This window comes from Alcanivorax hongdengensis A-11-3 (genome assembly GCF_000300995.1).
Taxonomy (GTDB): domain Bacteria; phylum Pseudomonadota; class Gammaproteobacteria; order Pseudomonadales; family Alcanivoracaceae; genus Alcanivorax; species Alcanivorax hongdengensis.
Map to the genome: position 1 here is coordinate 1 of NZ_AMRJ01000040.1, position 22995 is coordinate 22995.

22 protein-coding genes are annotated in these 22995 nt (G+C 59.2%); 14 read left to right on the top strand and 8 right to left on the bottom strand.

Annotated elements, in window-relative coordinates:
• The first annotated feature begins 306 nt into the window (after positions 1-306).
• The 3 genes from katG to A11A3_RS15905 all read left to right on the top strand — a co-directional run bounded on the left by katG (position 307) and on the right by A11A3_RS15905 (position 3715).
• Positions 307-2484 (top strand): catalase/peroxidase HPI, encoded by a 2178-nt coding sequence (gene katG / locus A11A3_RS15895; RefSeq protein ID WP_040297316.1) that lies wholly within the window; start codon positions 307-309, stop codon positions 2482-2484.
• A gap of 169 nt (positions 2485-2653) precedes the next feature.
• Positions 2654-3061 carry a VOC family protein gene (locus A11A3_RS15900; protein WP_008930353.1) on the top strand — a complete coding sequence of 136 codons (408 nt, stop codon included), beginning with the start codon at positions 2654-2656 and terminating at the stop codon, positions 3059-3061.
• Positions 3062-3127: 66 nt separating this feature from the next.
• Entirely contained in the window at positions 3128-3715 is a 588-nt protein-coding gene (locus A11A3_RS15905; RefSeq protein ID WP_008930354.1) for an NUDIX hydrolase, read from the top strand.
• A 43-nt stretch (positions 3716-3758) separates the two neighbouring features.
• On the opposite strand, the gene A11A3_RS15910 is transcribed toward A11A3_RS15905, so the two are convergent.
• Positions 3759-3965, bottom strand: a complete 207-nt coding sequence (locus A11A3_RS15910; protein WP_008930355.1) for a cold-shock protein — start codon at positions 3963-3965, stop codon at positions 3759-3761.
• 283 nt (positions 3966-4248) lie between these two features.
• Here A11A3_RS15910 and A11A3_RS15915 point away from each other — a divergent pair, with 283 nt between their 5' ends.
• Complete coding sequence (locus tag A11A3_RS15915; protein ID WP_008930356.1) at positions 4249-4848, top strand: lysophospholipid acyltransferase family protein; 600 nt, start codon at positions 4249-4251, stop codon at positions 4846-4848.
• Positions 4849-4885: 37 nt separating this feature from the next.
• Here A11A3_RS15915 and A11A3_RS15920 read toward each other — a convergent pair whose 3' ends face one another.
• From A11A3_RS15920 to A11A3_RS15930, 3 genes are all read right to left on the bottom strand, one after another.
• Complete coding sequence (locus A11A3_RS15920; RefSeq protein WP_008930357.1) at positions 4886-5266, bottom strand: rhodanese-like domain-containing protein; 381 nt, start codon at positions 5264-5266, stop codon at positions 4886-4888.
• A 70-nt stretch (positions 5267-5336) separates the two neighbouring features.
• Positions 5337-5945 carry a DUF6691 family protein gene (locus tag A11A3_RS15925; protein WP_051011843.1) on the bottom strand — a complete coding sequence of 203 codons (609 nt, stop codon included), beginning with the start codon at positions 5943-5945 and terminating at the stop codon, positions 5337-5339.
• A gap of 2 nt (positions 5946-5947) precedes the next feature.
• Complete coding sequence (locus tag A11A3_RS15930) at positions 5948-6514, bottom strand: YeeE/YedE thiosulfate transporter family protein (RefSeq protein WP_008930359.1); 567 nt, start codon at positions 6512-6514, stop codon at positions 5948-5950.
• A gap of 242 nt (positions 6515-6756) precedes the next feature.
• Here A11A3_RS15930 and A11A3_RS15935 point away from each other — a divergent pair, with 242 nt between their 5' ends.
• Positions 6757-8025 (top strand): glutamate carboxypeptidase, encoded by a 1269-nt coding sequence (locus tag A11A3_RS15935; protein WP_008930360.1) that lies wholly within the window; start codon positions 6757-6759, stop codon positions 8023-8025.
• A 192-nt stretch (positions 8026-8217) separates the two neighbouring features.
• Positions 8218-9099: a glyoxalase III HchA gene (gene hchA, locus A11A3_RS15940; RefSeq protein WP_008930361.1), complete on the top strand. Its 882-nt coding sequence runs from the start codon at positions 8218-8220 to the stop codon at positions 9097-9099.
• A gap of 58 nt (positions 9100-9157) precedes the next feature.
• Here hchA and A11A3_RS15945 read toward each other — a convergent pair whose 3' ends face one another.
• The gene (locus A11A3_RS15945; protein ID WP_008930362.1) at positions 9158-9559 is read right to left on the bottom strand and encodes an MAPEG family protein; all 402 of its coding nucleotides are present in this window, start codon (positions 9557-9559) and stop codon (positions 9158-9160) included.
• 173 nt (positions 9560-9732) lie between these two features.
• Here A11A3_RS15945 and A11A3_RS15950 point away from each other — a divergent pair, with 173 nt between their 5' ends.
• Together A11A3_RS15950 and A11A3_RS15955 are read left to right on the top strand one after the other, a co-directional pair.
• Positions 9733-10101, top strand: coding sequence for a type II toxin-antitoxin system RelE/ParE family toxin (locus tag A11A3_RS15950; RefSeq protein ID WP_008930363.1), 369 nt, complete (start codon positions 9733-9735; stop codon positions 10099-10101).
• Positions 10088-10372, top strand: coding sequence for an XRE family transcriptional regulator (locus A11A3_RS15955; RefSeq protein ID WP_008930364.1), 285 nt, complete (start codon positions 10088-10090; stop codon positions 10370-10372). Before A11A3_RS15950 ends, A11A3_RS15955 begins: the two co-directional genes overlap by 14 nt.
• Before the next feature lie 170 nt (positions 10373-10542).
• Here A11A3_RS15955 and A11A3_RS17840 read toward each other — a convergent pair whose 3' ends face one another.
• The 3 genes from A11A3_RS17840 to polA form a co-directional block, all read right to left on the bottom strand.
• On the bottom strand, positions 10543-12660 hold the full coding sequence (locus A11A3_RS17840; protein WP_157375789.1) for a hypothetical protein: 2118 nt from the start codon (positions 12658-12660) through the stop codon (positions 10543-10545).
• 43 nt (positions 12661-12703) lie between these two features.
• Positions 12704-13822 (bottom strand): hypothetical protein, encoded by a 1119-nt coding sequence (locus tag A11A3_RS17845; RefSeq protein WP_157375791.1) that lies wholly within the window; start codon positions 13820-13822, stop codon positions 12704-12706.
• Between the two features lie 66 nt (positions 13823-13888).
• On the bottom strand, positions 13889-16651 hold the full coding sequence (polA, locus tag A11A3_RS15960) for a DNA polymerase I (protein ID WP_008930365.1): 2763 nt from the start codon (positions 16649-16651) through the stop codon (positions 13889-13891).
• Between the two features lie 370 nt (positions 16652-17021).
• Here polA and A11A3_RS15965 point away from each other — a divergent pair, with 370 nt between their 5' ends.
• Genes A11A3_RS15965 through A11A3_RS15990 form a run of 6 tightly spaced genes read left to right on the top strand, consistent with a single transcriptional unit; the run spans position 17022 to position 22777 of the window.
• Positions 17022-19820, top strand: coding sequence for a monovalent cation/H+ antiporter subunit A (locus A11A3_RS15965; RefSeq protein WP_008930366.1), 2799 nt, complete (start codon positions 17022-17024; stop codon positions 19818-19820).
• A complete protein-coding gene (locus A11A3_RS15970) occupies positions 19820-20158 on the top strand; it encodes a Na+/H+ antiporter subunit C (protein WP_008930367.1) in 339 nt (112 codons plus the stop codon). Before A11A3_RS15965 ends, A11A3_RS15970 begins: the two co-directional genes overlap by 1 nt.
• Entirely contained in the window at positions 20155-21636 is a 1482-nt protein-coding gene (locus A11A3_RS15975) for a monovalent cation/H+ antiporter subunit D (RefSeq protein ID WP_008930368.1), read from the top strand. Before A11A3_RS15970 ends, A11A3_RS15975 begins: the two co-directional genes overlap by 4 nt.
• A complete protein-coding gene (locus A11A3_RS15980; RefSeq protein ID WP_008930369.1) occupies positions 21633-22130 on the top strand; it encodes a Na+/H+ antiporter subunit E in 498 nt (165 codons plus the stop codon). The genes A11A3_RS15975 and A11A3_RS15980 overlap by 4 nt, the downstream gene beginning before the upstream one ends.
• Positions 22124-22393, top strand: a complete 270-nt coding sequence (locus A11A3_RS15985) for a K+/H+ antiporter subunit F (protein WP_008930370.1) — start codon at positions 22124-22126, stop codon at positions 22391-22393. The genes A11A3_RS15980 and A11A3_RS15985 overlap by 7 nt, the downstream gene beginning before the upstream one ends.
• Before the next feature lie 51 nt (positions 22394-22444).
• Entirely contained in the window at positions 22445-22777 is a 333-nt protein-coding gene (locus A11A3_RS15990; RefSeq protein ID WP_008930371.1) for a Na+/H+ antiporter subunit G, read from the top strand.
• Positions 22778-22995 lie beyond the last annotated feature (218 nt).

Consider the following 22995-nt stretch of genomic DNA (forward strand, 5'->3'; position numbering starts at 1 on the left):
TTTTCCCGCAATTCCGCGATGAACCTTTTTTTATCCATGCTCGAAAGCCTTCCTCTCTTACCGGCTTCACGCGCTGTTGTGCCCTTTGTCTGTTGCAATACGCCGGTAACCGGTTCTCTATAAGAGGGTTAACACAGGGCGCCGGCAACGCCTTTGATTTTCAGAGCCTCTGAACCAATATTTTGTGTTTAATAAAAACTATCGGTGCATTCGCTAAAGCCAACTGGTTAAGCGGGCCGCTAGAGGACGACACTGGTCCACAGGCAACGACTTCATACAACCATTGCGACCCAGGGAGAGAGTGTCATGGCTGACGGAAACAAATGCCCCATGCACGCCGCCGGCGGCGGTACCACCAACCAGGATTGGTGGCCCAATCAATTACGGCTGGATCTGCTGAACCAGCATTCCTCGCGTTCCAACCCCATGGATGAAAACTTCGATTACGCCGAGGCATTCAAGAGCCTGGATCTGGACGCCGTCAAGGCGGACCTGCGCAAGGTGATGACCGATTCCAAGGACTGGTGGCCGGCGGATTTTGGCCACTACGGCGGTCTGTTCATTCGCATGGCCTGGCACAGTGCCGGCACCTACCGTATTGGCGACGGGCGTGGCGGCGGCGGTCGTGGTCAGCAGCGTTTTGCGCCGCTCAACAGCTGGCCGGATAACGTCAACCTGGACAAGGCCCGCCGGCTGATCTGGCCGGTAAAGCAGAAATACGGCAACAAGATTTCCTGGGCGGATCTGATCATTCTCACCGGCAACGTGGCCCTGGAATCCATGGGCTTCAAGACCTTCGGTTTTGCCGGCGGTCGTGAGGATGTCTGGGAGCCGGACCAGGACGTTTACTGGGGCGCCGAGAAGGGCTGGCTGGATGGCGACAAACGCTATGACACCTCCGGCGCCAAAAAGCGTGATCTGGAAAACCCGCTGGCCGCGGTGCAGATGGGCCTGATCTACGTGAACCCGGAAGGACCGGATGGCAACCCGGACCCGGTGGCCGCGGCCCACGATATCCGTGAAACCTTTGCCCGCATGGCCATGGATGACGAAGAAACCGTAGCCCTGATTGCCGGCGGCCACACCTTCGGCAAGACCCACGGTGCCGGTGACCCGGAAAAAGTGGGCCCGGACCCGGAAGCGGCCGGACTGGCCGAGCAGGGCCTGGGTTGGCACAGCAGCGTCGGCACCGGCAAGGGTGATGACACCATGGGCGGTGGCCCGGAAGTCACCTGGACCCAGACGCCCACCCAGTGGAGCAACTACTTCTTCGACAACCTGTTCGGCTACGAGTGGGAGCTCACCACCAGCCCCGCCGGCGCCAAGCAGTGGGTGGCCAAGGATGCCGAGGAATGCATTCCCTACGCCCAGGACAAGAGCAAGATGCGCAAGCCGATGATGCTCACCACCGACCTGTCGCTGCGCTTCGACCCGGAGTACGAAAAAATTTCCCGGCGCTTCCACGAAAACCCGGACCAGTTCGCCGAGGTGTTTGCCCGCGCCTGGTTCAAGCTCACCCACCGTGACATGGGGCCCCGTGCCCGCTACCTGGGCCCGGAAGTGCCCAGCGAAGCGCTGATCTGGCAGGACCCGATTCCCGAGGTCGACCACGAGCTGGTCAACGACCAGGACATCGCGGCGCTGAAGAGCAAGATCCTGGCGTCCGGTCTGAGCATCGGTGAGCTGGTGGCCACCGCCTGGGCGTCCGCGTCCACCTTCCGCGGCGGGGACAAGCGTGGCGGCGCCAATGGCGCCCGCATTCGCCTGGCGCCGCAAAAGGATTGGGAGGTCAATCAGCCGCAGCGGCTGGGCAAGGTACTCAAGACCCTGGAAGGCATCCAGAGCGAGTTCAACAGCGGCAACAAGAAGGTGTCCCTGGCCGATCTTATCGTGCTGGCCGGCAGCGCCGCCGTGGAAAAGGCCGCCAGCGATGCCGGCGTGACGCTGACCGTGGACTTCGCCCCGGGCCGCATGGATGCCAGCGAGGCGCAGACCGATGTGTCGTCCTTCGAGCCCATGGAGCCGGCGGCCGATGGCTTCCGCAACTATCAGAAGGCCAAGTTCGACATCGGTGCCGAACATCTGCTGGTGGACCGTGCCCAGCTGCTCACCCTGACCGCCCCGGAAATGACCGTACTGGTCGGTGGCCTGCGTGTGCTGGGTGCCAACCATGACGGCAGCGCGCACGGAGTCTTCACCGACAAGCCCGGTACCCTCAGCAACGATTTCTTCGTCAACCTGCTGGATATGGACACCGAGTGGAAAGCCACGTCCGCCGATGAAGAAACCTTCGAGGGCCGTGACCGCGATAGCGGCAAGGTCAAATGGACCGGCACCCGGGTGGACCTGGTTTTTGGCTCCAACTCGGTATTACGGGCCCTGGCCGAGGTCTACGCCAGTGACGACGGCAAGGAGAAATTTGCCCGGGATTTCGCCGCCGCCTGGACCAAGGTGATGAACCTGGACCGCTTCGATCTGAAGTAAACCGTGCTTGTTGCGGCAATGACAACGGCGTCCTGTCCGTGGGCAGGGCGCCGTTTTTTATGGCGCCGATCCTGAAATAACGTCACCGTTGTCGAAATGGGCCCGGCCCGTTCGATCAGGGTATGACGGCAGCATGGGGCTGCCGGCTATCCACACGGAGAATGACACCATGAGCCGCATGATTTTTGTCAACTTGCCCGTTACCGACCTGGCTGCCGCCATGGCCTTCTATCGCGCCATCGGCTTCGAGAACAACCCGCAATTCACCGATGACACCGCCGCCTGCATGGTCTGGAGCGAGAGCATCCATGTGATGCTGCTGAGCCATGAAAAGTGGCGCACCTTCACCTCGCGGCCGATTCCGCCCGCTGACAGCAGCGAGGTCATGCTGGCCCTTAATTTCGACAGCCGCGACGCGGTAGACGTCATCAACCGGCAGGCCGGCGCCAACGGTGGCCAGGCGGACATCAACCCGGTGCAGGATCTGGGTTTCATGTATGGGCGCAGCTTTACCGACCCGGACGGCCACATCTGGGAAACCTTCTGGATGGACCCGCAGGGCATGCCCGCCAGTTGACGCGGGCCCGTCAAGGCGTTGCGGTGTTATGCTGGCAGGCTCACCGACAAGGAGGGAAAGACACCCGTGTCCGCGCGAAGCTGGCTGCAAAAAGCCCGACCGCAAAAACTGCCCTTCCGCCGCCGCGTCAGCCGGGCGGCGGTGGCCCTGATTTATCGTGGCGAGCCGGGCCGGGATGATGCACTGTTCTTCATTCAGCGCGCCCATCGCCCCGGTGACCCCTGGTCCGGTGATATGGCCTTCCCCGGCGGGCGTCTGCAGCCCGGGGACCACTCCAGCCGTGACACCGCCATGCGCGAAACCCGCGAAGAAACCGGCCTGGACCTGTACCGCCATGGCCACTACCAGGCGCGGCTGTCTGATCTGCTGACCCGCCATCACAGCCGCTGGCGACCTATGGTGGTCACTCCCCACGTCTTTGCCTGGCAGGGTGACGATGTGCTGACGCTCAATCATGAAGCGCGCCACGGCGTATGGATTCCGCTGGATTACCTGGCTGACCCGGTCAACCGCGCCACCCTGCAGATGAAAACCCCGATCGGTCGCCTGACGCTGCCCTGCTGCCGTTATCAGGGTTACTGCATCTGGGGGCTGAGCTACAGCATGATGCGCGAGTTCCTGCATGCCCGTGCCGAGGCCGGCAAACAGGCATAAAAAAAGGCGCCCGAAGGCGCCTTTCTTCTACCGGAACCGTTGCTTACAGGGCAACAATGTTCTCGGCCTGCGGGCCTTTCGGGCCCTGAGTCACGGTGAACTCAACCTGCTGGCCTTCGGCCAGGGTCTTGAAGCCGGAACCTTGAATGGCGCTGAAGTGTGCAAACACGTCCGGGCCGCCTTCCTGCTCCAGAAAACCAAAACCTTTAGCTTCGTTGAACCACTTAACGGTGCCTTTAACTGTAGACATAACAAACATCCTGAAAAAATGAAGTATCGCCTCAACGGCGTGTGTAGCTGAAAAACGGAGACTTGGACTTCAGAACTGCAGGACGAGTTATACGGGTAACAACGAAATGGAGTACGTGATTCAAGCGCGATCTTTTAGCTGTGGGGCACATTAGCGCGAGTCAAGGCAAGAGTCCAGATAAATTCGTGTCACCGGACAGTCGGTAGCTGAACACGCCGGGTATCAATGCGTAGTGGCTGCCCGGTTCGCTATACTGCCGCTTTGCGTGAGCGGGACAGAATACATGAGTAACGATTCAGACGGTGGGCGCCGCGTTCCCCTGGGCCAGCTGATCGGCCAGGCCCTGCTGCGGCTGACCGGCTGGCGGGCCGGCCCTTTTCCGGATATCGACCGGGCGGTGATTGCCGGCGGCCCGCATACCTCCAACTGGGATGGCGTGCTGGCCCTGGTAAGCCGCTCGGCCTTGCAGAAAGACGTCAACGTGATGATCAAGCACAGCCTGTTCAAGGGGCCCCTGGGCTGGCTGTTGCGCAAACTGGGGGCCATGCCCATCGAGCGCGGGCGGGCCGGCGGTGTGGTGGAGCAAACCGTGGCCCAGTTCAACCAGCGCGACAAGCTGCTGATCGCTGTCACCCCGGAAGGCACCCGCAGCAATGCCGAACAGTGGAAGCTGGGCTTCTACCACATTGCCAAGCAGGCCAATGTGCCCATCATCCTGGCGCTGGCTGACTATCGGGCAAAAACCTTTTCCTTCCCGGTGGTGATTTATCCCGGCGACAACATGGAAGCGGACCTGCAGGAAATCTATCGTCACTTCGCCAGCGTCACCCCGCGCCACCCGGATAAACTGTCAGCGCCGGTACGCAAGCATTACCGGGCCTGAAGGCGGCCTGTCCACCTTAAAATTGGCGTGCCGGTTTTTACTCAAAATCCGGCAACGACGGTGTCACCACCTTGCGGCCAGCGGCGTGCCAGGCATCAAAGCCGCCCTGGATGGATTGCACGTACTGGTAGCCCATGGCCTTCATGGTCTGGGCGGCCAGGGCGGCGCGGCCGCTGGTTTTGCAGTAGAGCACGATCTTCTGATGACGGTCCTGAAGGGACGGCTCGTTATCCAGTGTGAATTCCAGAATGCCACGGGGAACGTTGATGGCACCGGCCAGATGGCCCTGGTGAAATTCATCCGGTTCGCGTACGTCCAGCAGCACGTCCGCGTCATGGATGGCCGCGTCGGCCTGATCAAGAGTAATTTCCTGTATCTCCTTCTTGGCGCTCTGCACCATGTCATGCACGGTCTGCATACATACTCCATTTTGCACAGAGTCAAAGGGATGCCCGCCCCGTCATTCTGATCGGGGCGGGCGGTCGCTTTCAGTGGCGGGGCATCAGCGGGTTGTTGTCGCGCTTCTCGTCGCTATCCGCCCGGCGTTTGCGCAGCCGCAAGGGCAGGGCGATGGACAGGCCGATCAGGAACACGGCCACCAGCACCGCCACCAGGGTGCCATTGCCGGTCAGCAATGACGGGTAGGCGCCAGTGTCTGCCAGGGTGCTCTTGCCGCCCAGCAGGCTGTCAAAAATAGCGGTCTCTTTCAGGGCCACATAGCTGACCGTGAAGATGCCCGCGCCAATCAGGCCGCCGACAATAAAGACCAGCGCATCGCGTCGGCCGGTGCCGGCGGCTACCACGCCGGTGCCCGGGCAGAAGCCCGAGACCGCCCAGCCGACGCCCAGCACCAGGCCACCCACCACCACGCCGGTGTAACTTTCCTTGACGCTCAGATGGCTGCTGTCGATCAGCCCGGCGGCCATGCCGAGAAACAGCAGGCCCGATGACACCCCCACGGCGCACAAAATGGTTTTCATCAAATGCAGGTCAGTAAGGCGCAGCATGCCGATGATCTTGTCCGGGTCGGCGGCGCCGATGCGCTGCAGTACGAACCCGAAAGCGGTACCCAGAACAATGGCCAGTATCAGTTCCATGATCATTCCTCCCGGCGATAAATCAGCATGGCGGTAGGCACGGCCGTGGCAAAGGCCGCCGCTGCGAACAGGTAGCCGCTGATAGCCGTCTGCATCATGCCGCTCATCATGTGGCCGCTGGTGCAGCCACCGGCCAGCCGGGCACCCCACAGCACCAGCACCCCGCCGCAGAACGCCAGCAGATAACGCTGCATGGTGTTGTGGCCGAACTGCAATTCATGGGCGGCGGGTAGCTGGCGGATTTTCGGCTGCTTGCCCAGGCGTGGCTGAAAGCGACGCCCCAGCAGGCCACCCAAGACCATGCTCAACACGAACACAAAGCTGTAATTCAGCGGGTTGGCCACCTCCGCCGCATATTTGCCGCCGGATTTGTTCAGGTAAGCGTTGCTGCTGGCATACCCGGAAGCGGCCGCGCTGTCTTCCACCACCACCGTCGGGCTGATCCAGTCCGCGATCATGGCATCAAGAATGACAAACTGGGTGGACACACCGATGGGTTTCATCAGTGCCACCGCCAGCACAAAGGTGAGCCCGAGCAGCGGGCCGCCGATTTTCCAGTTCCAGTACATGTGAGCCCTCCCGGCGGAAACCGCCTTGTCTGGGAAAAAATGCCGTAGCTACAGTGGGCGCCGGTTGCCGGCAAGGAATGTTGATCTGCATCAAGAGACGTGCCCATGGGGCGTACCTTTATCCGAAAGGCTAAACCGTGCCGGTCTGTATCTGGCCCGAAAGGTTGTCAGTGATGGCCCGGCACCGTATAAGCAGAAAGACACGGCCGACAACGGGCCGCTCATCGCACAGGGAGTCAGCAATGCAGGGAATACAACGCGTTCTGTGGCTGGGCCTGGTGGCCTTGCTGGTTAATGGCTGCTCCGATTCACCCACCTCCAGTGATAGCCTGGAAGAGGCGGCGCACAAGCAGCAGGCGGCGGTAATGCAATCGCTGGAAGCCATGGTGCAGATCGAATCCGGCTCCGATGACCGCGAAGGCGTGGCCCGCATGGCCGACTATGTGGAGAGCCGCCTGCGAACCCTGGGTGCCAGTGTCACCCGCATCAAGAGCACTACCGGCAGCGCCGATATCATCAAGGGCACCCTCAGCGGCGAGGGCAAGCTGAGGGTCATGCTGATTGCCCACACCGATACCGTTTATGCCAAGGGCATCCTCAAAACTGAGCCGCTGCACCGCGACGGCAACCGCCTTTACGGACCGGGCATCGCCGATGACAAGGGCGGTGTGGCGGTCATCCTGCATACCCTGGCGATTCTCAAGGCACAGGGCTGGAACAACTACGACCGTATCACCGTACTGTTCAACCCGGACGAGGAAGTGGGCTCCGCCGGTTCCGGCGAAGTGATCGCCCGCGAAGGCGCCGAGCAGGATGTGGTGCTGTCCTTCGAGCCCAGCCCGGCCAAGGCCGTTGCCGGCGCCGAAGGCGTGCTGCTGGGGGCCGCGGGCACGGCCCAAGCCTTTCTGACCGTGGAAGGCCGCGCCGCCCATGCCGGCTCCGCCCCGGAGCAGGGTCGCAACGCCCTGCTGGAACTGGCCTACCAGTTATTGCAGACCGAGAAGGTGGCCGACGACATGAAGGATGCCCAGCTCAACTGGACCACCGCCGAGGCCGGCAGCAAGCGCAATCAGATTCCCGCCCACGCGCAAGCCGGCGGTGATGTGCGTATCTTCAGCGAAGAGGCCGGTCAGCGCCTGCTCAAGGCCCTGCAGAAGACAGTCAGTGAAAGCAAACAGGTTGCCGACACCACCACCCGGGTGCGCCTGGAGCCGGGGCGCCCGCCCTACGTGGCCGGCCCCAAAGGCGAGGCCCTGGCTCACAAGGCCCAGGCCATTTACAAGGAACTGGATAACCGCAAGTTGCTGCTGATCCCGCACACCTTCGGCGGCACCGATGCCGGCTACGCCGGCCGCTCCGGCAAACCGGCGGTGCTGGAAAGCCTGGGGCTGGCCGGCTGGGGCTACCATGCCCGTAACGAATACATCGAAATCGACTCGATTGTCCCGCGGTTATACCTGGCGTCACGCCTGCTGATAGAGCTGGGCAAGGACTACAGCGAGGCACGCTAAGCGGCGTTTTTCAGCCCAAACAGGGCGCCGGCACACCGGCGTCCTTGCCTGCAGCGATGGCTCCCTAGCCCGCACCTCACAAGATACCTGTCCGAGCGGCCCGAGAAGCACGACCCACCCGGGGGCTGTGGTAAACCCGCGACCCCTTTCTGATAAGGTAGAAGGCATTCAGCCCGGTGATCAGGAGGATTCATGGCAAACGGCATCAAGGCACTTTTGCGGTTGGCACCCAAAGACGATGGGCAGGGTGGCTTCACCCCGTCCCCCGTGGCCTTGAAGCTGGCCACCAAAAGCAAGACCGATTACGACCATACCGACTACCCCGATGCCCTCCAGGGTGGCAAGGCCAAGGTATTGATGGTCTGTACCGAAGAGCGCTACATGACCATGGAAAACGGCCTGAAGTTTTCCACCGGCAATCACCCGGTGGAAATGCTGGTGCCCCTGCTGCATCTGGAAAAGGCCGGCTTCCAGATTGAGGTCTGCACCCCCACCGGCGCCCCGGTGAAGATTGAAATGTGGGCCATGCCGGAGAAAGACGACGCAGTCAAAGGCGCTTTGCAGCGCTACCAATCGCAATTCGATAAACCGCTTTCCCTGAAGGACATCGTTGCCACAGGTCTGAACGACAGGGCCGACATAGTCGGAGTGTTCATCCCCGGCGGCCACGGCGCCATGCTGGGCCTGCCGGACAATGACGATCTGCAAACCCTGATCCGCTGGGTCAACGCCAACGACAAAACCATGCTCGCCATCTGCCACGGCCCCGCCGCCTTACTGGCAGAAAATCGTGGCAGTGATCCCAAAGACTTTGCCTATCGCGGCTACAAGATGGCGGTGTTCCCGGACAGCCTCGACAAACTCACCCCCAAATTCGGCTACCTGCCCGGTCCCATGCCCTGGTACTTCGGCGACCGGCTCCGCGAGCAGGGCGTGGAAATCATCAACAAGAAAGCCAACGGCACCTGCTGCACCGATCGTAAGCTGATCACCGGCGACAGCCCGGATGCGGCCAATGAGTTTGGCAAGCTGGCAGCCAGGGCGTTGCTGGCGGAGGTGAGCGGGGCGGGGTAAGCGTTAAGGCGGAAATCGACTCCGATTCCCGCCCGTGCTTCTGCTCTTGCTGCGGGAATTAGATCAGCGCAAACGCCAGATACAGCATCAGAGCCACCTGTGCCAGGAACAGGCTGGCGCGAATGAAGACCAGCGGAAAGCTGGTGCCGATCAGGTGTACCAGGCTTTGCCCGATACGCGCAGCCACAATAAAGCCTGCCACCGCGTTGATGGTATCGCTTTGGCCGGTGGCGGCGGCGATCAGCACCAGGGCCGCGAACAATGGAAGGTTCTCCAGGCAATTCAGGTGGGCCGCCTTGGCACGAACCAGAATGGCCGGATCATCCACGGGCTGGCCCCGTTCCCAATGGTTGGCGGCTTTCTTGCCGGTGAGTACCAGTGGCAGCCGGTAGGTGGCGTAGCTGAGCGCCAGAATCAGCGTCCAGACGATATAAATGAGTAGTGCAGTCATTCCGGTCATGGGGTGGCCCTTTCAACGTGTAAACCGCCAGCGTGGTCAAGGGCAGGGCAAGATCGCGTGAAATAGCTGGTTGTACCAGGCCTTGCTGTAGGAGCTTGCCTGCAAGCGGTACGTATCAGATAAGCCGCTAACCCCAATTTACGAATAGTACCAATTTTGGTACAGTGTAGTTCATGAAACGGATTTCAGCATTTTTCTTCGCCACGGAGGGGGGCTCGGAGCCGGTCAGGCAGTGGCTGGTGGAACTGGGCAATCCGGATAAGCGCATCATCGGAGAGGACATCAAGGTCATCGAATTCGGCTGGCCTAGGGACTATCACCCGCCAAGCCTGGTGAAAAACCTGGACGGTGCGGTATGTGAGGTGCGTTCCAATATCAGTGACAAACGGATCGCGCGCGTATTGTTCGCGGTGATCGGTTCAGAAATGATTCTGTTGCACGGGTTTATAAAGAAGAGCCAGAAAACACCCAAACCGGATCTGGATCTGGCGAAGGACCGATTGAAGCAGTATCAGAGGAGTCATCGACATGGCAAAAAATAAACATCGCGGCAGCAGTTTCGACAGCTTCCTCGACGAGGAGGGCATGCTGGATGAAGTGGAAGCCATTGCCATCAAGCGGGTGCTGGCTTCCGAGGTGGCGGCCTATCTCCTCGCCAATGACGTGCGTAAAGCGGCCTTTGCCAAACGCATTCATACCAGTCGCTCGCAACTGGACCGGTTGCTGGATGCAGAGAATCCCAGTGTCACCTTGCAAACCATGGTCAAGGCGGCGCGGGGAATTGGCAAGAAGTTGGAGGTCAGTCTGGGGTGATGTAGGAAATGGGAGACCCGACCCCGGTTTCGCTCGGTTCCCAATGTTGCTGTAGGAGCTTGCTTGCAAGCGAATGCTGTATTGCTCGGAGTGCTAGAAAAACCAGTGCGTTACAGTGTTGCAATTGGTGCGTGTCCCTTATGCCCTGGCTTTCTTTTTCGGGGGGGGGGTCAATGCGCTTCAACTCTTGATTTCTCTTGGGGCAAGAATTTCTCCTCGATAGACGCTATAACCTCTAAGGCAGGGTTGTCATTATCTAATTCGGATTTTCCATGTGTAACAATTCTTTCTATACATTCTTTGCATATTTTTATTTTTCCAATAGTGAGAGCTATTAAATAGTCACAAACAATATCGGACTTTTTATTTTTTGATTCATCTATATATTTCAATACAAGATCAGAAAAAATCCTGCTAGTTAAACTGCTGCCGCGATAGTCAAGTTCAGAGTAGAGTGCAGCTCGCCAGAGGCAACTTTGTATTAGCGCATCATTAAACCTCCAGAAGTTATCAGGGGAGAGGATTCTGGCTTGATATGTATGACCATTGAGAGAGTCGGGTTCGCTTCTGTCCATGCTCCGCATATTTTGTAAAATGCATGCAATGGTTAAGTAAACACTGGAGCTAAAGGTTTTGCTGGTTTCATAGTCATCAGGCCAAAATGCAAACTCGCGACTGAATTCATCAAAAGTAGAGCTAGAAGTGTACGACCCGATCCTGTTTGCAATTCCCTTGCTTTTTGTTTCAAGGTGTTCACTTCGGGATTTCCAATGCGGGTGGTTGTATTTTTTTATTATTTCAAGTTCTTTATTCCATATTTTTGCCAAGTCACTTGGGCCTATGTAAAGGACTTCTTTGCAAAGCAGTTTGTAGTCGAAGCCTGATTCGCCCTTTTCCAAGGTGCTTTTTGTAGAGAGAAAAGTTTTCTTGCTCTCAAAAAGAGCAAAGGGGGATATAAAAATTCTGTTTCCTCGGTGTTTTGCTCTGCGAAGCTCCCTGTTGACGGCGATGAATTGTCGTGCGGTTGATATGGCATCAGTCAGTATTATTGTGGCTTTTTCTTTTGGTATTTTATCAATTTCATTGATCCCGTAGCCTTTGATGTCATGGCCGAGCGTTGTTTTTACTGATGAGATTGTGGCGTCTAAAAGCAAATTTATGCTGGGATTCCTATAATCAACGATTATAGATGCTGTGTTTGCAGGTATGTGCCATTCTGCAATTTTTTCTAGCCAAGCTTTAATGCTGTCTTTTTCCTTTAACCAGTCGACCGTTACGTGTTTTTCTTTTGTTTCAGTATATGCGACCTTGTTACAAGAAAAGGTTTCTTTTTCCCGGCGTGGATAAATTACTTCATTTATTATTTTTTGTGGTGAGTTTGTTGTTTTTATTATTACAGGTTTTGCTTCTGATGCTTCAACGGCAAAGTTTTCGCCAACAATTTTTAATTTTTTCTCTGAAAACTCCAGTGGATTTTTGCCTTCTGATAACTCTTTGATATTGGCTACTGTTTTAATTTTTTCTTCGTCTGAGTCTCTGTATGACAAAAAGTTTACTATTTGGTTTTCAGTTAGTCCCCACTCTTTTTTTATCTTCTTTGAAAGGTTGTTGCTTGATGAGGCAGAAATAATAACAAAAACACCATTATTCTCATCGGGGCGGCTGCTGATGCCATCGTAGGAGTTGAAAGAGTAGTAAGATATTTCTCTGCTATAATTTGAAGAAAAAAGGGTTAGATATGAAATGAGTGACTCGACATAAGAACTTATGCTCATGGTGTCGATATAAATACATCGGAGGTTTTCTACCTTGGCGGCATATTTAAGTAGTGTAAAGGCAATAAACTGAATTTCATGACATGTGGAGGCTAGTTCTGAGGCTTTGATAAATTCGCTGTATGTTTCGCCTGACGGCTTGCAGAAAATTGTTCCTGTCGGTGCGGATAATATGAGGCTTTCTTTTTTGTTGTGGGCCATGTTTGTGAGGCCGCTCTTGATTATTTTGTCTCTTAGTGTGGCGGCTTCTGTTTTTTTAATTTTGAATATGCCTTTGTGGTGTTCTTTCAGGTCTAGAGAGGCATTTTTGTCGAAAGAGGCTATGTATACACTTGTTTCTGTACCGAGTCGTTCCAGTTGCGCTATTGAAGCTTCAAATTCTGGACTGTTGATATTCAGATATGAAGGGTGCAGTAAGAGGACTGCATCAGGCCTGTAGAAATTCAAAAAGCTTTCAGATATCTCCTCTGCAAGGTAATGGTCTGATCCTTCAATTTGCCCTAAAAATAGCACAATGATATTTCGGTTTTTGTAATTGGTCTCGAATGTGTACATGTTATTTTAAAAAGGGCAGGCTGATTGATATTGAGGTGCCTTCAAGAGGAGCTCTTAATTCTCTGCAATCTTCTTTTGTGAAGTCCAGATTTCCTTTGCCGAGGAAAAAGCCTTTCTCAAGTTGCACCCTTCCCGTTGTTACTTGCATTCTTCCTCTTAATCTTCGGACTTCACGCATTACATTTGTAAGGCCGTAGCCTTTGGAGGGGTTGGCTGATGATGTGCCGTGTTTTTTGAAACACTCTACAACGGCTGATTTTTCTTCATCAATAGATATTTCATCTCGTGATTTTTTTAGCCATGAACCAGAGAATCCGGGGCCGCCATCCACAACGGTTATGTCGAGGAATGGGATAAGATCCTTATCTTCCATCCATTCAATCGTAGACAGGACGCCTTGCATGGACGTTTCATAGTATATTGATGAAAGATTTTCTTTGTGAATTCTATGAAAGCATAGTGTTACGGCTCTAATGTTTGTAGTGAACAAATCACCGTTTTCTTTGCTGCGAGCGTAGCTGTGCGTGTTTCCAAATAACTCTCTAACGACATTTGATATCGCGCTAAAAAAATTAGGGTCCACTTGCTTGAATATGCTCTTGGGAAGAATTGTGTAGAGAGCCTTTCTGATAGTTGTTTCAAACCTTATGAGAGAGGCTATTTCGCTGTTGTTATAGAATGGGTTGTCTAGTTCGGACTGTGTTCCAGGTGCTCGTATAGAGGGGATGGCTGTGTAATGGCCTTTAAAGGCACTGATGAAATCCTGGTTTCTTATTTTTTCTATAGATACTGCCGCTTTTTTTAAGGCGTCTTTCTTTGGGACTTTTTTTCTGTTTTGGTCCAAAATATTATTTGATGCAGCTAAGGCATAAATTCCATATAGCTGATCGCATAAATTGCCGAATGACAATTCGTCAGTCGCGTGAGTATGCAAAGTGGGGTCAGGTGTATTTCTAATCCATGTGGTGATTAGTTGGATTAAAAGCCCTTCGACGCCAAGCATTCCTCTCTCTTTGAGAGAGCTAGGTATTCTTAACTCTTTATCTCTGGACTTGACCTGGCCAGCAAACTCCTCAATTTGTATAGGAGTTGGATTTTTATTGATTGATATGGTTGCCAATTTTGTTAGCCTTTGGGCCGTTAATGCTATTATTCTGACAGAGCTTTCCTAGGATTCGTATGTTTGTCAATGCGCCTCATCCCAATTCTCCCCAATCCCCGCATCCACAATCAATGGCACCTTCAACTCCGCCGCTGACTCCATGCGAACCTTCACTTCCTTGACCAGATCCTCCACCTGACCTTCCGCCACTTCAAACACCAGTTCATCGTGCACCTGCATGATCATCTTGGCGTCGAAGTGGGTGGTGTCGAGCCAGTCGTGGACCTTGATCATGGCCATCTTGATGATGTCCGCGGCGGTGCCTTGCATGGGGGCGTTGATGGCGGTGCGTTCGGCGGCCTGGCGGCGTTGGCCGTTGCTGCTGCGGATTTCCGGCAGGTAGAGGCGGCGGCCGAACAGGGTTTCCACGTAGCCTTGTTCGGAGGCCTGGGCGCGGGTTTCTTCCATGTAGCGTTTTACGCCCGGGTAGCGTTCGAAGTAGAGGTCGATGTAGTCCTGGGCTTCCTTGCGCGGCAGGCCCAGTTGTTTGGCGAGACCAAAGGCGCTCATGCCGTAGATCAGGCCGAAGTTGATGGCCTTGGCGTTGCGGCGGTCGTTGTCGCTCACGTCGTCCAGGCTCTTGCCCCACACCTCGGCGGCGGTGGCACGGTGAATATCCAGGCCTTTCTCAAAGGCATCGGTGAGGCCCTTGTCGCCACTCAGGTGCGCCATGATGCGCAGTTCGATCTGGGAGTAATCGCAGGCGACAATCTTCTTTCCTTTGGGGGCGAGGAAAGCCTGGCGAATCTTGCGGCCTTCTTCACTGCGCACCGGAATGTTCTGCAGGTTGGGATCACTGGAGGACAGGCGCCCGGTGGCGGCCACCGCCTGGTGGTAGGAGGTGTGCACGCGGCCGGTGCGCTGGTTGATCAGCTCCGGCAGTTTGTCGGTGTAGGTGTTCTTCAGTTTGGCCACGCCACGGTAATCCATGATCACCTGGGGCAGCGGGTATTCCAGGGCCAATTCCTGCAGCACCGGTTCGGCGGTGGAGGGCGCGCCTTTCGGTGTTTTTTTGATGACCGGGATTTCCAGTTTTTCGTAGAGGATTTCGCCCAGCTGTTTGGGGCTGGCCAGGTTGAATTCCTGCCCGGCGATTTCGAAGGCCTTTTCCTGCAGTTCCGCCATGCGTTTGGCCAGGAACTGGCTCTGGTGCTTGAGCAGGGTGGCGTCCACGTAGGTGCCGTTGCGCTCGATGCGGCTGAGCACGGTGACCAGCGGCAGCTCGATGTCGCGGAATACGTCTGGCAGACGGCCTTCCTTTTCCAGTTTGGGCCACAGGGTCTGGTGCAGGCGCAGGGTCACGTCCGCGTCTTCAGCGGCGTAGCGGCTGGCTTCGTGCAGGCCCACCTGGTTGAAGGTGAGCTGCTTGGCGCCCTTGCCGGCGATCTCTTCAAAGCTGATGGTCTTGCGGCCCAGGTACTTGAGCGCTAGGGAGTCCATGTCGTGGCGGGTGGCCACGGAATCCAGTACGTAGGATTCCAGCATGGTGTCGTAGGCCACACCGCGCAGGGTGATGCCCACATCTTCGGCCAGCACGCTCATGTCGTACTTCAGGTTCTGGCCGATCTTCTTGATGTTGTCGTCTTCCAGCAGCGGTTTGAGCTTGTCCATCACCCGTTGCTTGGGCAGCTGATCCGGGGCGCCCGGGTAGTTGTGGCTGAAGGGGATATAGGCGGCCTTGTCGTCCACGGCCACGGAGACGCCCACCAGTTGGGCGTCCATATAGTTGAGGCTGGTGGTTTCGGTGTCGAAGGCGAATTCACCGGCGGCTTTGAGCTTGTCGAGCCATTTGTCGAGCATGGCCTCGCTGTAGACGATGTCGTAGGCGTCGCGGCTGAAGCCGGCGCTGGGGCCGTCGTCCTCGGCCAGTTCCACCGTTGCGCCGGCGCTTTCGGCCACCGGGTCCTTGCCGCCCAGCAGTTCACTGAGCCAGCCCTTGAACTCCAGTTGGCGGTAGTACTCGGCCAGCTTTTCCGCGTCCGGGGTCTGCAGTTTCAGGTCGTCCTGGTCTTCGCTGAGTTCGCAGTCGAGCTTGATGGTGGCCAGTTTGTAGGAGAGGAAGGCCTGCTCCTTGTGGGCTTCCAGTTTCTTGCCCAGGGTCTTGGCGCCGCGGAAGCTGAGTTCGGCCACCTTGTCCAGATTCTGGTAGATGGTTTCCAGCGAGCCCAGCCCCTGGATCAGGCCCAGGGCGGTCTTCTCGCCCACGCCGGGCACGCCGGGGATGTTGTCCACCTTGTCGCCCATGAGGGCGAGGAAGTCGATGATCAGCTCCGGGCCCACGCCGAACTTCTTCTTTACGCCTTCAATGTCGTAGAGGGCGTCGTTCATGGTGTTGATCAGGGTGACCTTGTCGGTGACCAGCTGGGCCATGTCCTTGTCGCCGGTGGAGATCAGCACAGGTTTGCCCTGCTCGCCGAAGATGCGCGCGAAGGTGCCGATCACGTCGTCGGCCTCCACGCCTTCCTCGATGATCAGGGGCAGGCCCATGGCGCGGATCAGGTCGTGCAGGGGCTGCACCTGGGCGCGCAGGTCGTCGGGCATGGGCGGGCGGTTGGATTTGTATTCCTCGAACAGCTCGTCGCGGAAGGTCTTGCCCTTGGCGTCGAACACCACGGCCATGTATTCCGGGTCGTAGTCCTTCATCAGTTTGCGCAGCATGGCGGCCACGCCGCGCACGGCGCCGGTGGGCTGGCCGCTGGAGGTGGTCAGCGGCGGCAGGGCGTGGAAGGCGCGGTACAAATACGAGGAACCATCGACCAGGATGATGGGTTTGTCGGCTGCGGGCATGGTGTTCGCTTCTGCTGATTCGTGTGTGGGGAGAGTGTAGCTTAAAAGCGGATTGGCGACAGGGCGAGGGCGGTCTGGGTGGGGTTCGCGGCTCTAGCGTCGCTCCTGCCGTGCGGGGGAACCTGGAGGGGAGGTGACGGTCTTAGCCATGACGCCGGTGGTGGCCGCATGGCATACTGGCGATTCCATTCTCTTGATACGGATGCCATGACGCTCGCGCTGCTTTGCCAACGTCTTATCGCGCCCTCCCAGTGCCCGCGCCGGGGCCGTCGCCCGTATTTTCCCGATCCGCCGTTGTCTTTCTGATTGGGCCTGTTCAAGCTAATCGGCAGGTCTGGCCTTGCCTGCTTTTCCTGACAACGGATTGCCTATGAATTTTGCCATTCTGGTTCTGCTGCCGTTCCTCGGTGCCTTGATGCCACCGTTAGTGGAACGCTTCAGCAGCAACCGCACCCTGCTGGCCTGTGGCGCGGCCCTGTTGCCGACGGCGGCGCTGCTGATGCTGATCAAGCCGGCGCAGCAGGTGTTTGCCGGCCAGACGCTGCTGAGCGCGGTGGACTGGATTCCCAGCCTGGGGCTGTCGCTGGCCTTCCGCCTGGATGGCCTGGCGTTGCTGTTTGCCATCCTGGTGCTGGGTATCGGCCTGCTGGTGATTCTCTACGCCCGCTATTACCTGTCGCCGAAAGAGAAGGCCGGGCGCTTCTATGCCTACCTGCTGCTGTTCATGGGCGCCATGCTGGGCGTGGTGACCAGCGACAACCTGTTGCTGATGGTGCTGTTCTGGGAGCTCACCAGCCTCAGCTCCTTCCTGCTGATCGGTTTCTGGAATCACCAGACCGGCGCTCGCAAGGGCGCGCGCATGGCCATGACGGTGACTGGCATGGGCGGCCTGGCGTTGCTGGCCGGGGTGCTGTTGATCGGCCATGTGGTGGGCAGCTATTCGCTGGGCCAGGTGCTGATCAGCGGCGCACAGATCCAGGCCAGCCCGCTCTACCCGCTGATTCTCTGCCTGGTGCTGCTGGGGGTGTTCACCAAGAGCGCCCAGTTCCCGTTCCACTTCTGGTTGCCCCATGCCATGGCGGCGCCCACCCCGGTGAGTGCCTACCTGCACTCGGCCACCATGGTGAAGGCCGGGGTGTTTCTGCTGGCGCGGCTCTACCCGGCGCTATCGGGCACCGACCTGTGGTTCGATATCGTCGCCACCGCGGGCATGGCCACGCTGCTGTGGGGTGCGGCGGTGGCGCTGTTCCAGCATGACCTGAAGGGCCTGCTGGCCTATTCCACCATCAGCCACCTGGGCCTGATTACCCTGCTGTTCGGCCTCAATAGCCAGCTGGCGGCGGTGGCGGCGGTGTTCCACATCATCAACCACGCCACCTTCAAGGCCAGCCTGTTCATGGCCGCCGGCATCATCGACCACGAGACCGGCACCCGCGACATGCGCCGTATCAACGGCCTGTGGAAGTACATGCCCTACACGGCGGTGCTGGCCATGGTGGCGTCGGCGGCCATGGCCGGGGTGCCGCTGCTCAACGGCTTCCTGTCCAAGGAGATGTTCTTCGCCGAGACCCTGGAAAGCTCGCACCTGGGGGCGCTGAGCTGGCTGTTGCCGCTGGGCGCCACCCTGGGCGGGGTGTTCTCGGTGGCCTATTCGGCGCGCTTTATCCACGATGTGTTCTTCAACGGCGAGCCGGTCAACCTGCCCAAGTATCCGCCCCATGAGCCGCCGCGCTACATGAAGGTACCGGTGGAGATTCTGGTGGCCCTGTGCGTGGCGGTGGGGGTCTTCCCGGCCTTTACCGTGGCCGGCCTGCTGGCGGTGGCGGCCCAGGCGACCCTGGGCGGGGCGCTGCCGGAGTATCACCTGTCTATCTGGCATGGCTTCAATGCGCCGCTGGTGATGAGTTTCGTGGCGCTGTTTGGCGGTATCTTCATCTACAGCCAGCGTCGCCGTCTGTTTGATCTGTATGCGCGGCTGCCGGCGATGGATGCGCGGCTGGTGTTCGAGGGCCGCATCCAGGCGCTCGGACGGCTGGCCTCGGCGATCACCGGGCGGTTGCAGAACGGCTCGCTGCAAAGCTACGCGGCCTGGCTGCTGACGCTGGTGGCGGTGGTGCTGCTGACCCAGCTGCCCAACCTGCCTGGCTGGCACGGCGAGACCGCCATGCTGCCGCTGGACGGCGTATCGCTGCTGTGCGCCGGTATGCTGGTGGCGGCGGCGCTGCTGACCACGCTGCTGCACCGCCACCGCATGACCTCGATCATGTGCCTGAGCGTGGTGGGGCTGATGGTGTCGCTGCTGTTCGTGCGTTTCTCGGCGCCGGACCTGGCGCTCACCCAGCTGTCGGTGGAGGTGGTCACCATTTTGCTGCTGATGCTGGCCATGTACTTCATGCCGGTGCGCACCCGGGCGGAGTCGTCGGTGATCCGGGTGGTCCGTGACCTGCTGCTGGCGGGGGTGATCGGCGCCGGTGTGGCGGTGATGGCCTTCCTGGTGATGACCGGCGAGCTGAGCAGCATCAGCCCCTTCTTCCTGGAGCACAGCAAACCCGGCGGCGGTGGCACCAATGTGGTCAATGTGATCCTGGTGGATTTCCGCGGCTTTGATACCTTCGGCGAGATCACCGTGCTGGGCATCGCCGCCATGGGCATCTATGCGCTGCTGCGTGACATGCGCCTGCGCTCGGCCCGTTACGATGCGCTGGGCCGGCCCTGGGCGAAGGATGCCCACCCGCTGGTGCTGGTGACCATTTCCCGGCCGCTGTTGCCGCTGGCGTTGCTGATCGCGGTGTACATCTTCCTGCGCGGCCACAACCTGCCCGGCGGCGGTTTCGTGGCCGGCTTGATTACCTCGGTGGCGCTGCTGCTGCAGTACGTGGCCTCCGGGGTGGGCTGGGTGCACGAGCGCATGCCCGGTGACTATCACCCGGTGGTGGCGCTGGGTGTGTTGCTGGCGGGGCTGACCGGGGTTGGCAGCTGGGTGTTCGGTTTCCCGTTCCTGACCACCACCCATGACCATTTCCACCTGCCGTGGATCGGCGATTTCGAGCTGGCCAGCGCCATGCTGTTCGACACCGGCGTGTTCCTCACGGTGGTGGGGGCGACGCTGCTGATGCTGGCCAATCTGGGCAAGCTGTCGCTGCTGGACGACAAGAAGGAGGGCGCCTGATGGAATTGCTGGTTGCCGTGATTATCGGCGTGCTGGTGTCCACCGGCGTGTATCTGTGCCTGCGGGCGCGTACCTTCCCGGTGGTGATGGGGCTGACGCTGCTCAGCTACGGCGTCAATGTGTTCCTGTTCGCCATGGGCGGGCTGAAGATCGACAAGGTGGCCGTGGTGGGCCTTAACAGTGACCCCACCGACCCGCTGCCCCAGGCGCTGGTGCTCACCGCCATCGTCATCGGCTTTGCCATGACCGCGTTTCTGGTGGTGCTGGCGCTGCGCAGCCAGGCCGAGCACGACACCGACCATGTGGATGGCAATGACAGCGGGGAGGGCGGCCGATGAGTCACTGGATTATCGCCCCCATCCTGATCCCGGCGCTGGCCGGCATGCTGTTGTTGCTGGAGGTGCGCGAGTGGCACCGGCTGCGGCGCATTACCGGGCTGCTGTCTGCCAGTGCGCTGCTGGCGGTGGCGGTGCTGCTGTGGGAGCAGGCCGCCGATGGCACCATTACCGTCTACCAGCTGGGTAACTGGGCGGCGCCGTTTGGTATTGTGCTGGTGCTCGACCGGCTCACTGCCCTGATGCTGTTGCTCACCGCGGTGCTGGCCTTCCCGGCGCTGCTCTATGCCTGCCGCGGTGATGACCGCAAGGGTGCCAACTTCCATGGCCTGTTCCAGTTTCAGTTGATGGGTATCAACGGCGCCTTCCTCACCGGGGACCTGTTCAACCTGTTCGTGTTCTTCGAGGTGTTGCTGATCGCCTCCTACGGGTTGGCGTTGCACGGGCGCGGGCCGGCACGGGTCAAGGCGGGGCTGCATTACGTGGCGCTCAATCTGGTCGGTTCGGCGTTGTTCCTGATCGGCCTGGGGCTGATCTACGGCACCACCGGCACCCTCAACATGGCGGATTTCGCGGTCAAGGCCCAGGCGGTGACCGGCATGGACCAGGCGCTGCTGAAAGTGGCGGTGCTGCTGCTGTGGGCGGTGTTCGGCCTGAAGGCGGCGCTGTTCCCGCTCTACTTCTGGCTGCCGGCCACCTATGCCAATGCCACCGCGCCGGTGGCGGCACTGTTCGCCATCATGACCAAGGTGGGGCTGTACGCCATTGTGCGCGTCTATGCCCTGGCCTTTGCCGACGGGCCGCTGGCCGGGCTGGGCCAGCAGGGGCTGTGGGCGCTGGCGCTCACCACTCTGGCGCTGGCCGGTATCGGCGTACTGGGGGCCCGGCGGTTGGGCACCCTGGTGGCCTATCTGGTGATCATGTCGGTGGGCACCCTGCTGGCGGCGCTGACCTTCGGGCAGCTGTCCGCCGCCGGCCCGGCGCTCTATTACCTGGTGCATTCCACCCTGATCTGCGGCGCCCTGTTCCTGTTGGCGGACCTGGTGGCGCGCGGGCGTGGCGAGGCCGGTGACCGCTTTGTGGCCGGGCCGGTGATTCCCGCCGGTGGCGTGCTGGCGGGGCTTTATTTCATGGCGGCCATTGCGGTGGTGGGGTTGCCGCCCCTGTCGGGCTTTATCGGCAAGGTGGCGCTACTCAAGGCGGTGCCGGTGCCGCTTTACTGGGTGCTGCTGTTGCTGGCCGGCCTGTGCGGGCTGATCGGCATGAGTCGGGCGGGCTCCAGCATGTTCTGGCGTACCACTGGCCCCGGCGAGGGCGTGCGCCCCGGGCGCCAGCGGCTGCTGGCCTTGCTGGTGCTGCTGGCGGTGGTGCCGGCGCTGACCCTGTGGGCGGAGCCGGCGATGCAGGCGGCCGGGCAGGTGGCCGGCCAGCTGGCACAGCCGCAGCTTTATATCCAGGCGGTGTTGGGAGGTCAGTCATGAAGGCCCTGTTTGAGCGTTGCTTTCCCAGCCCCAGTCTGAGCCTGCTGTTGTGGCTCACCTGGCTGCTGCTGAACGGTTTCAGCCCCGGCCATGCGGTGCTGGGGCTGGTGCTGGCGGTGTTGCTGCCGCTCGGCACCCGGCCGTTCTGGCCCAATGTGCCGGGCATTCGCAACCTGCCGCGCCTGGGCGGTTTTATCCTGGTGGTGCTGTGGGACATTCTGGTGGCCAACCTGTCGGTGGCGCGCAAGGTGCTGGGGCCGCTGGGTGACATGCGCCCGGCCTTCGTGGAGATGCCGTTGTCGCTGGAGGATGACTTCGCCATCGCCCTGCTGACCAGCACGGTGTCGCTGACCCCGGGGACGGTGTCGGCGGATGTCAGCATGGACCGCAAGACCCTGCTGATCCATGCCCTGGATGTGGATGACGAGCAGGCGCTGATTGAGGAGATTCGCCAGCGCTATGAACGCCCGCTCAAGGAGATTTTCCAATGCTAGCTTCGGCCATATCCCTGACCTTCGGGCTGCTCACCGTGGCCTGGCTGCTCAATCTGTACCGGCTGGTCCGGGGGCCGACCCTGCCGGACCGGGTGCTGGCGCTGGATACCATGTACATCAACAGCATCGCGCTGATCGTGGTGTACGGCATCCAGGTGGACAGCAAGCTCTATTTCGAGGCGGCCATGCTGATTGCCCTGATCGGCTTTGTCAGCACCGTGGCGGTGGCCAAATACATGACCCGTGGCGATATCATTGAATAAGCCGGGCGGTCGTAACGCGCAGCGGCAAAGGGTGTTGAAAGGAGAGTGCCAATGGATGCGGTAATTGAATGGCTGGTGGCGATCTGCATGGTCACCGGCGGGGTCTTTGCTCTGATCGGTTCCATCGGGCTGGCGCGGCTGCCGGATTTCTTCACCCGTCTGCACGGCCCCACCAAGGCCACCACCCTGGGCGTGGGCGGCACTATTGCCGCGTCATTGCTGTTCTTTTCCTGGCAGGCCCGGCAGCTGCAGCTGCATGAGGTGCTGATTATTCTGTTCTTGTTCATCACCGCGCCGGTGTCGGCGCACATGCTGGCCAAGGCGGCCATGCACCGCGGGCTCAAGCGGGTAAAACGTACCCGCGGCGAGCCCTGGCAGCAGTAAGTCGCCCGGTATCCCCCCGGCGGCGCAGCACGATGAATATTAAATTTGTAAAAGATGCAGCCGGGCGGAACCATCCGCCGGCCGTATTAGTCATAATTGTCGCTACGGACTGGTAACCCCGATCCCCCAGTACCCTCGCCGGTCCGTAGTGTTTTGGACACCCCGGTCTCTCCCCCCAGAGAGATTGGGGCGGCAAGCCTCCCTGGCAGCGCAGTCGT

Excerpts from the sequence above, each read along its gene's own strand:
- A11A3_RS15970 (WP_008930367.1), top strand. The coding sequence starts at position 19,820 with ATGGAATTGCTGGTTGCCGTGATTATCGGCGTGCTGGTGTCCACCGGC.
- A11A3_RS15945 (WP_008930362.1), bottom strand. The coding sequence starts at position 9,559 with ATGACCGGAATGACTGCACTACTCATTTATATCGTCTGGACGCTGATT.
- A11A3_RS15910 (WP_008930355.1), bottom strand. The coding sequence starts at position 3,965 with ATGTCTACAGTTAAAGGCACCGTTAAGTGGTTCAACGAAGCTAAAGGT.
- A11A3_RS15955 (WP_008930364.1), top strand. The coding sequence starts at position 10,088 with ATGGCAAAAAATAAACATCGCGGCAGCAGTTTCGACAGCTTCCTCGAC.
- A11A3_RS15930 (WP_008930359.1), bottom strand. The coding sequence starts at position 6,514 with ATGTACTGGAACTGGAAAATCGGCGGCCCGCTGCTCGGGCTCACCTTT.
- A11A3_RS15920 (WP_008930357.1), bottom strand. The coding sequence starts at position 5,266 with ATGCAGACCGTGCATGACATGGTGCAGAGCGCCAAGAAGGAGATACAG.
- A11A3_RS15935 (WP_008930360.1), top strand. The coding sequence starts at position 6,757 with ATGCAGGGAATACAACGCGTTCTGTGGCTGGGCCTGGTGGCCTTGCTG.
- polA (WP_008930365.1), bottom strand. The coding sequence starts at position 16,651 with ATGCCCGCAGCCGACAAACCCATCATCCTGGTCGATGGTTCCTCGTAT.
- katG (WP_040297316.1), top strand. The coding sequence starts at position 307 with ATGGCTGACGGAAACAAATGCCCCATGCACGCCGCCGGCGGCGGTACC.
- A11A3_RS15980 (WP_008930369.1), top strand. The coding sequence starts at position 21,633 with ATGAAGGCCCTGTTTGAGCGTTGCTTTCCCAGCCCCAGTCTGAGCCTG.
- A11A3_RS15975 (WP_008930368.1), top strand. The coding sequence starts at position 20,155 with ATGAGTCACTGGATTATCGCCCCCATCCTGATCCCGGCGCTGGCCGGC.
- A11A3_RS15985 (WP_008930370.1), top strand. The coding sequence starts at position 22,124 with ATGCTAGCTTCGGCCATATCCCTGACCTTCGGGCTGCTCACCGTGGCC.
- A11A3_RS15965 (WP_008930366.1), top strand. The coding sequence starts at position 17,022 with ATGAATTTTGCCATTCTGGTTCTGCTGCCGTTCCTCGGTGCCTTGATG.
- A11A3_RS15950 (WP_008930363.1), top strand. The coding sequence starts at position 9,733 with ATGAAACGGATTTCAGCATTTTTCTTCGCCACGGAGGGGGGCTCGGAG.
- A11A3_RS15990 (WP_008930371.1), top strand. The coding sequence starts at position 22,445 with ATGGATGCGGTAATTGAATGGCTGGTGGCGATCTGCATGGTCACCGGC.
- A11A3_RS15925 (WP_051011843.1), bottom strand. The coding sequence starts at position 5,945 with ATGGAACTGATACTGGCCATTGTTCTGGGTACCGCTTTCGGGTTCGTA.
- hchA (WP_008930361.1), top strand. The coding sequence starts at position 8,218 with ATGGCAAACGGCATCAAGGCACTTTTGCGGTTGGCACCCAAAGACGAT.
- A11A3_RS15915 (WP_008930356.1), top strand. The coding sequence starts at position 4,249 with ATGAGTAACGATTCAGACGGTGGGCGCCGCGTTCCCCTGGGCCAGCTG.
- A11A3_RS15900 (WP_008930353.1), top strand. The coding sequence starts at position 2,654 with ATGAGCCGCATGATTTTTGTCAACTTGCCCGTTACCGACCTGGCTGCC.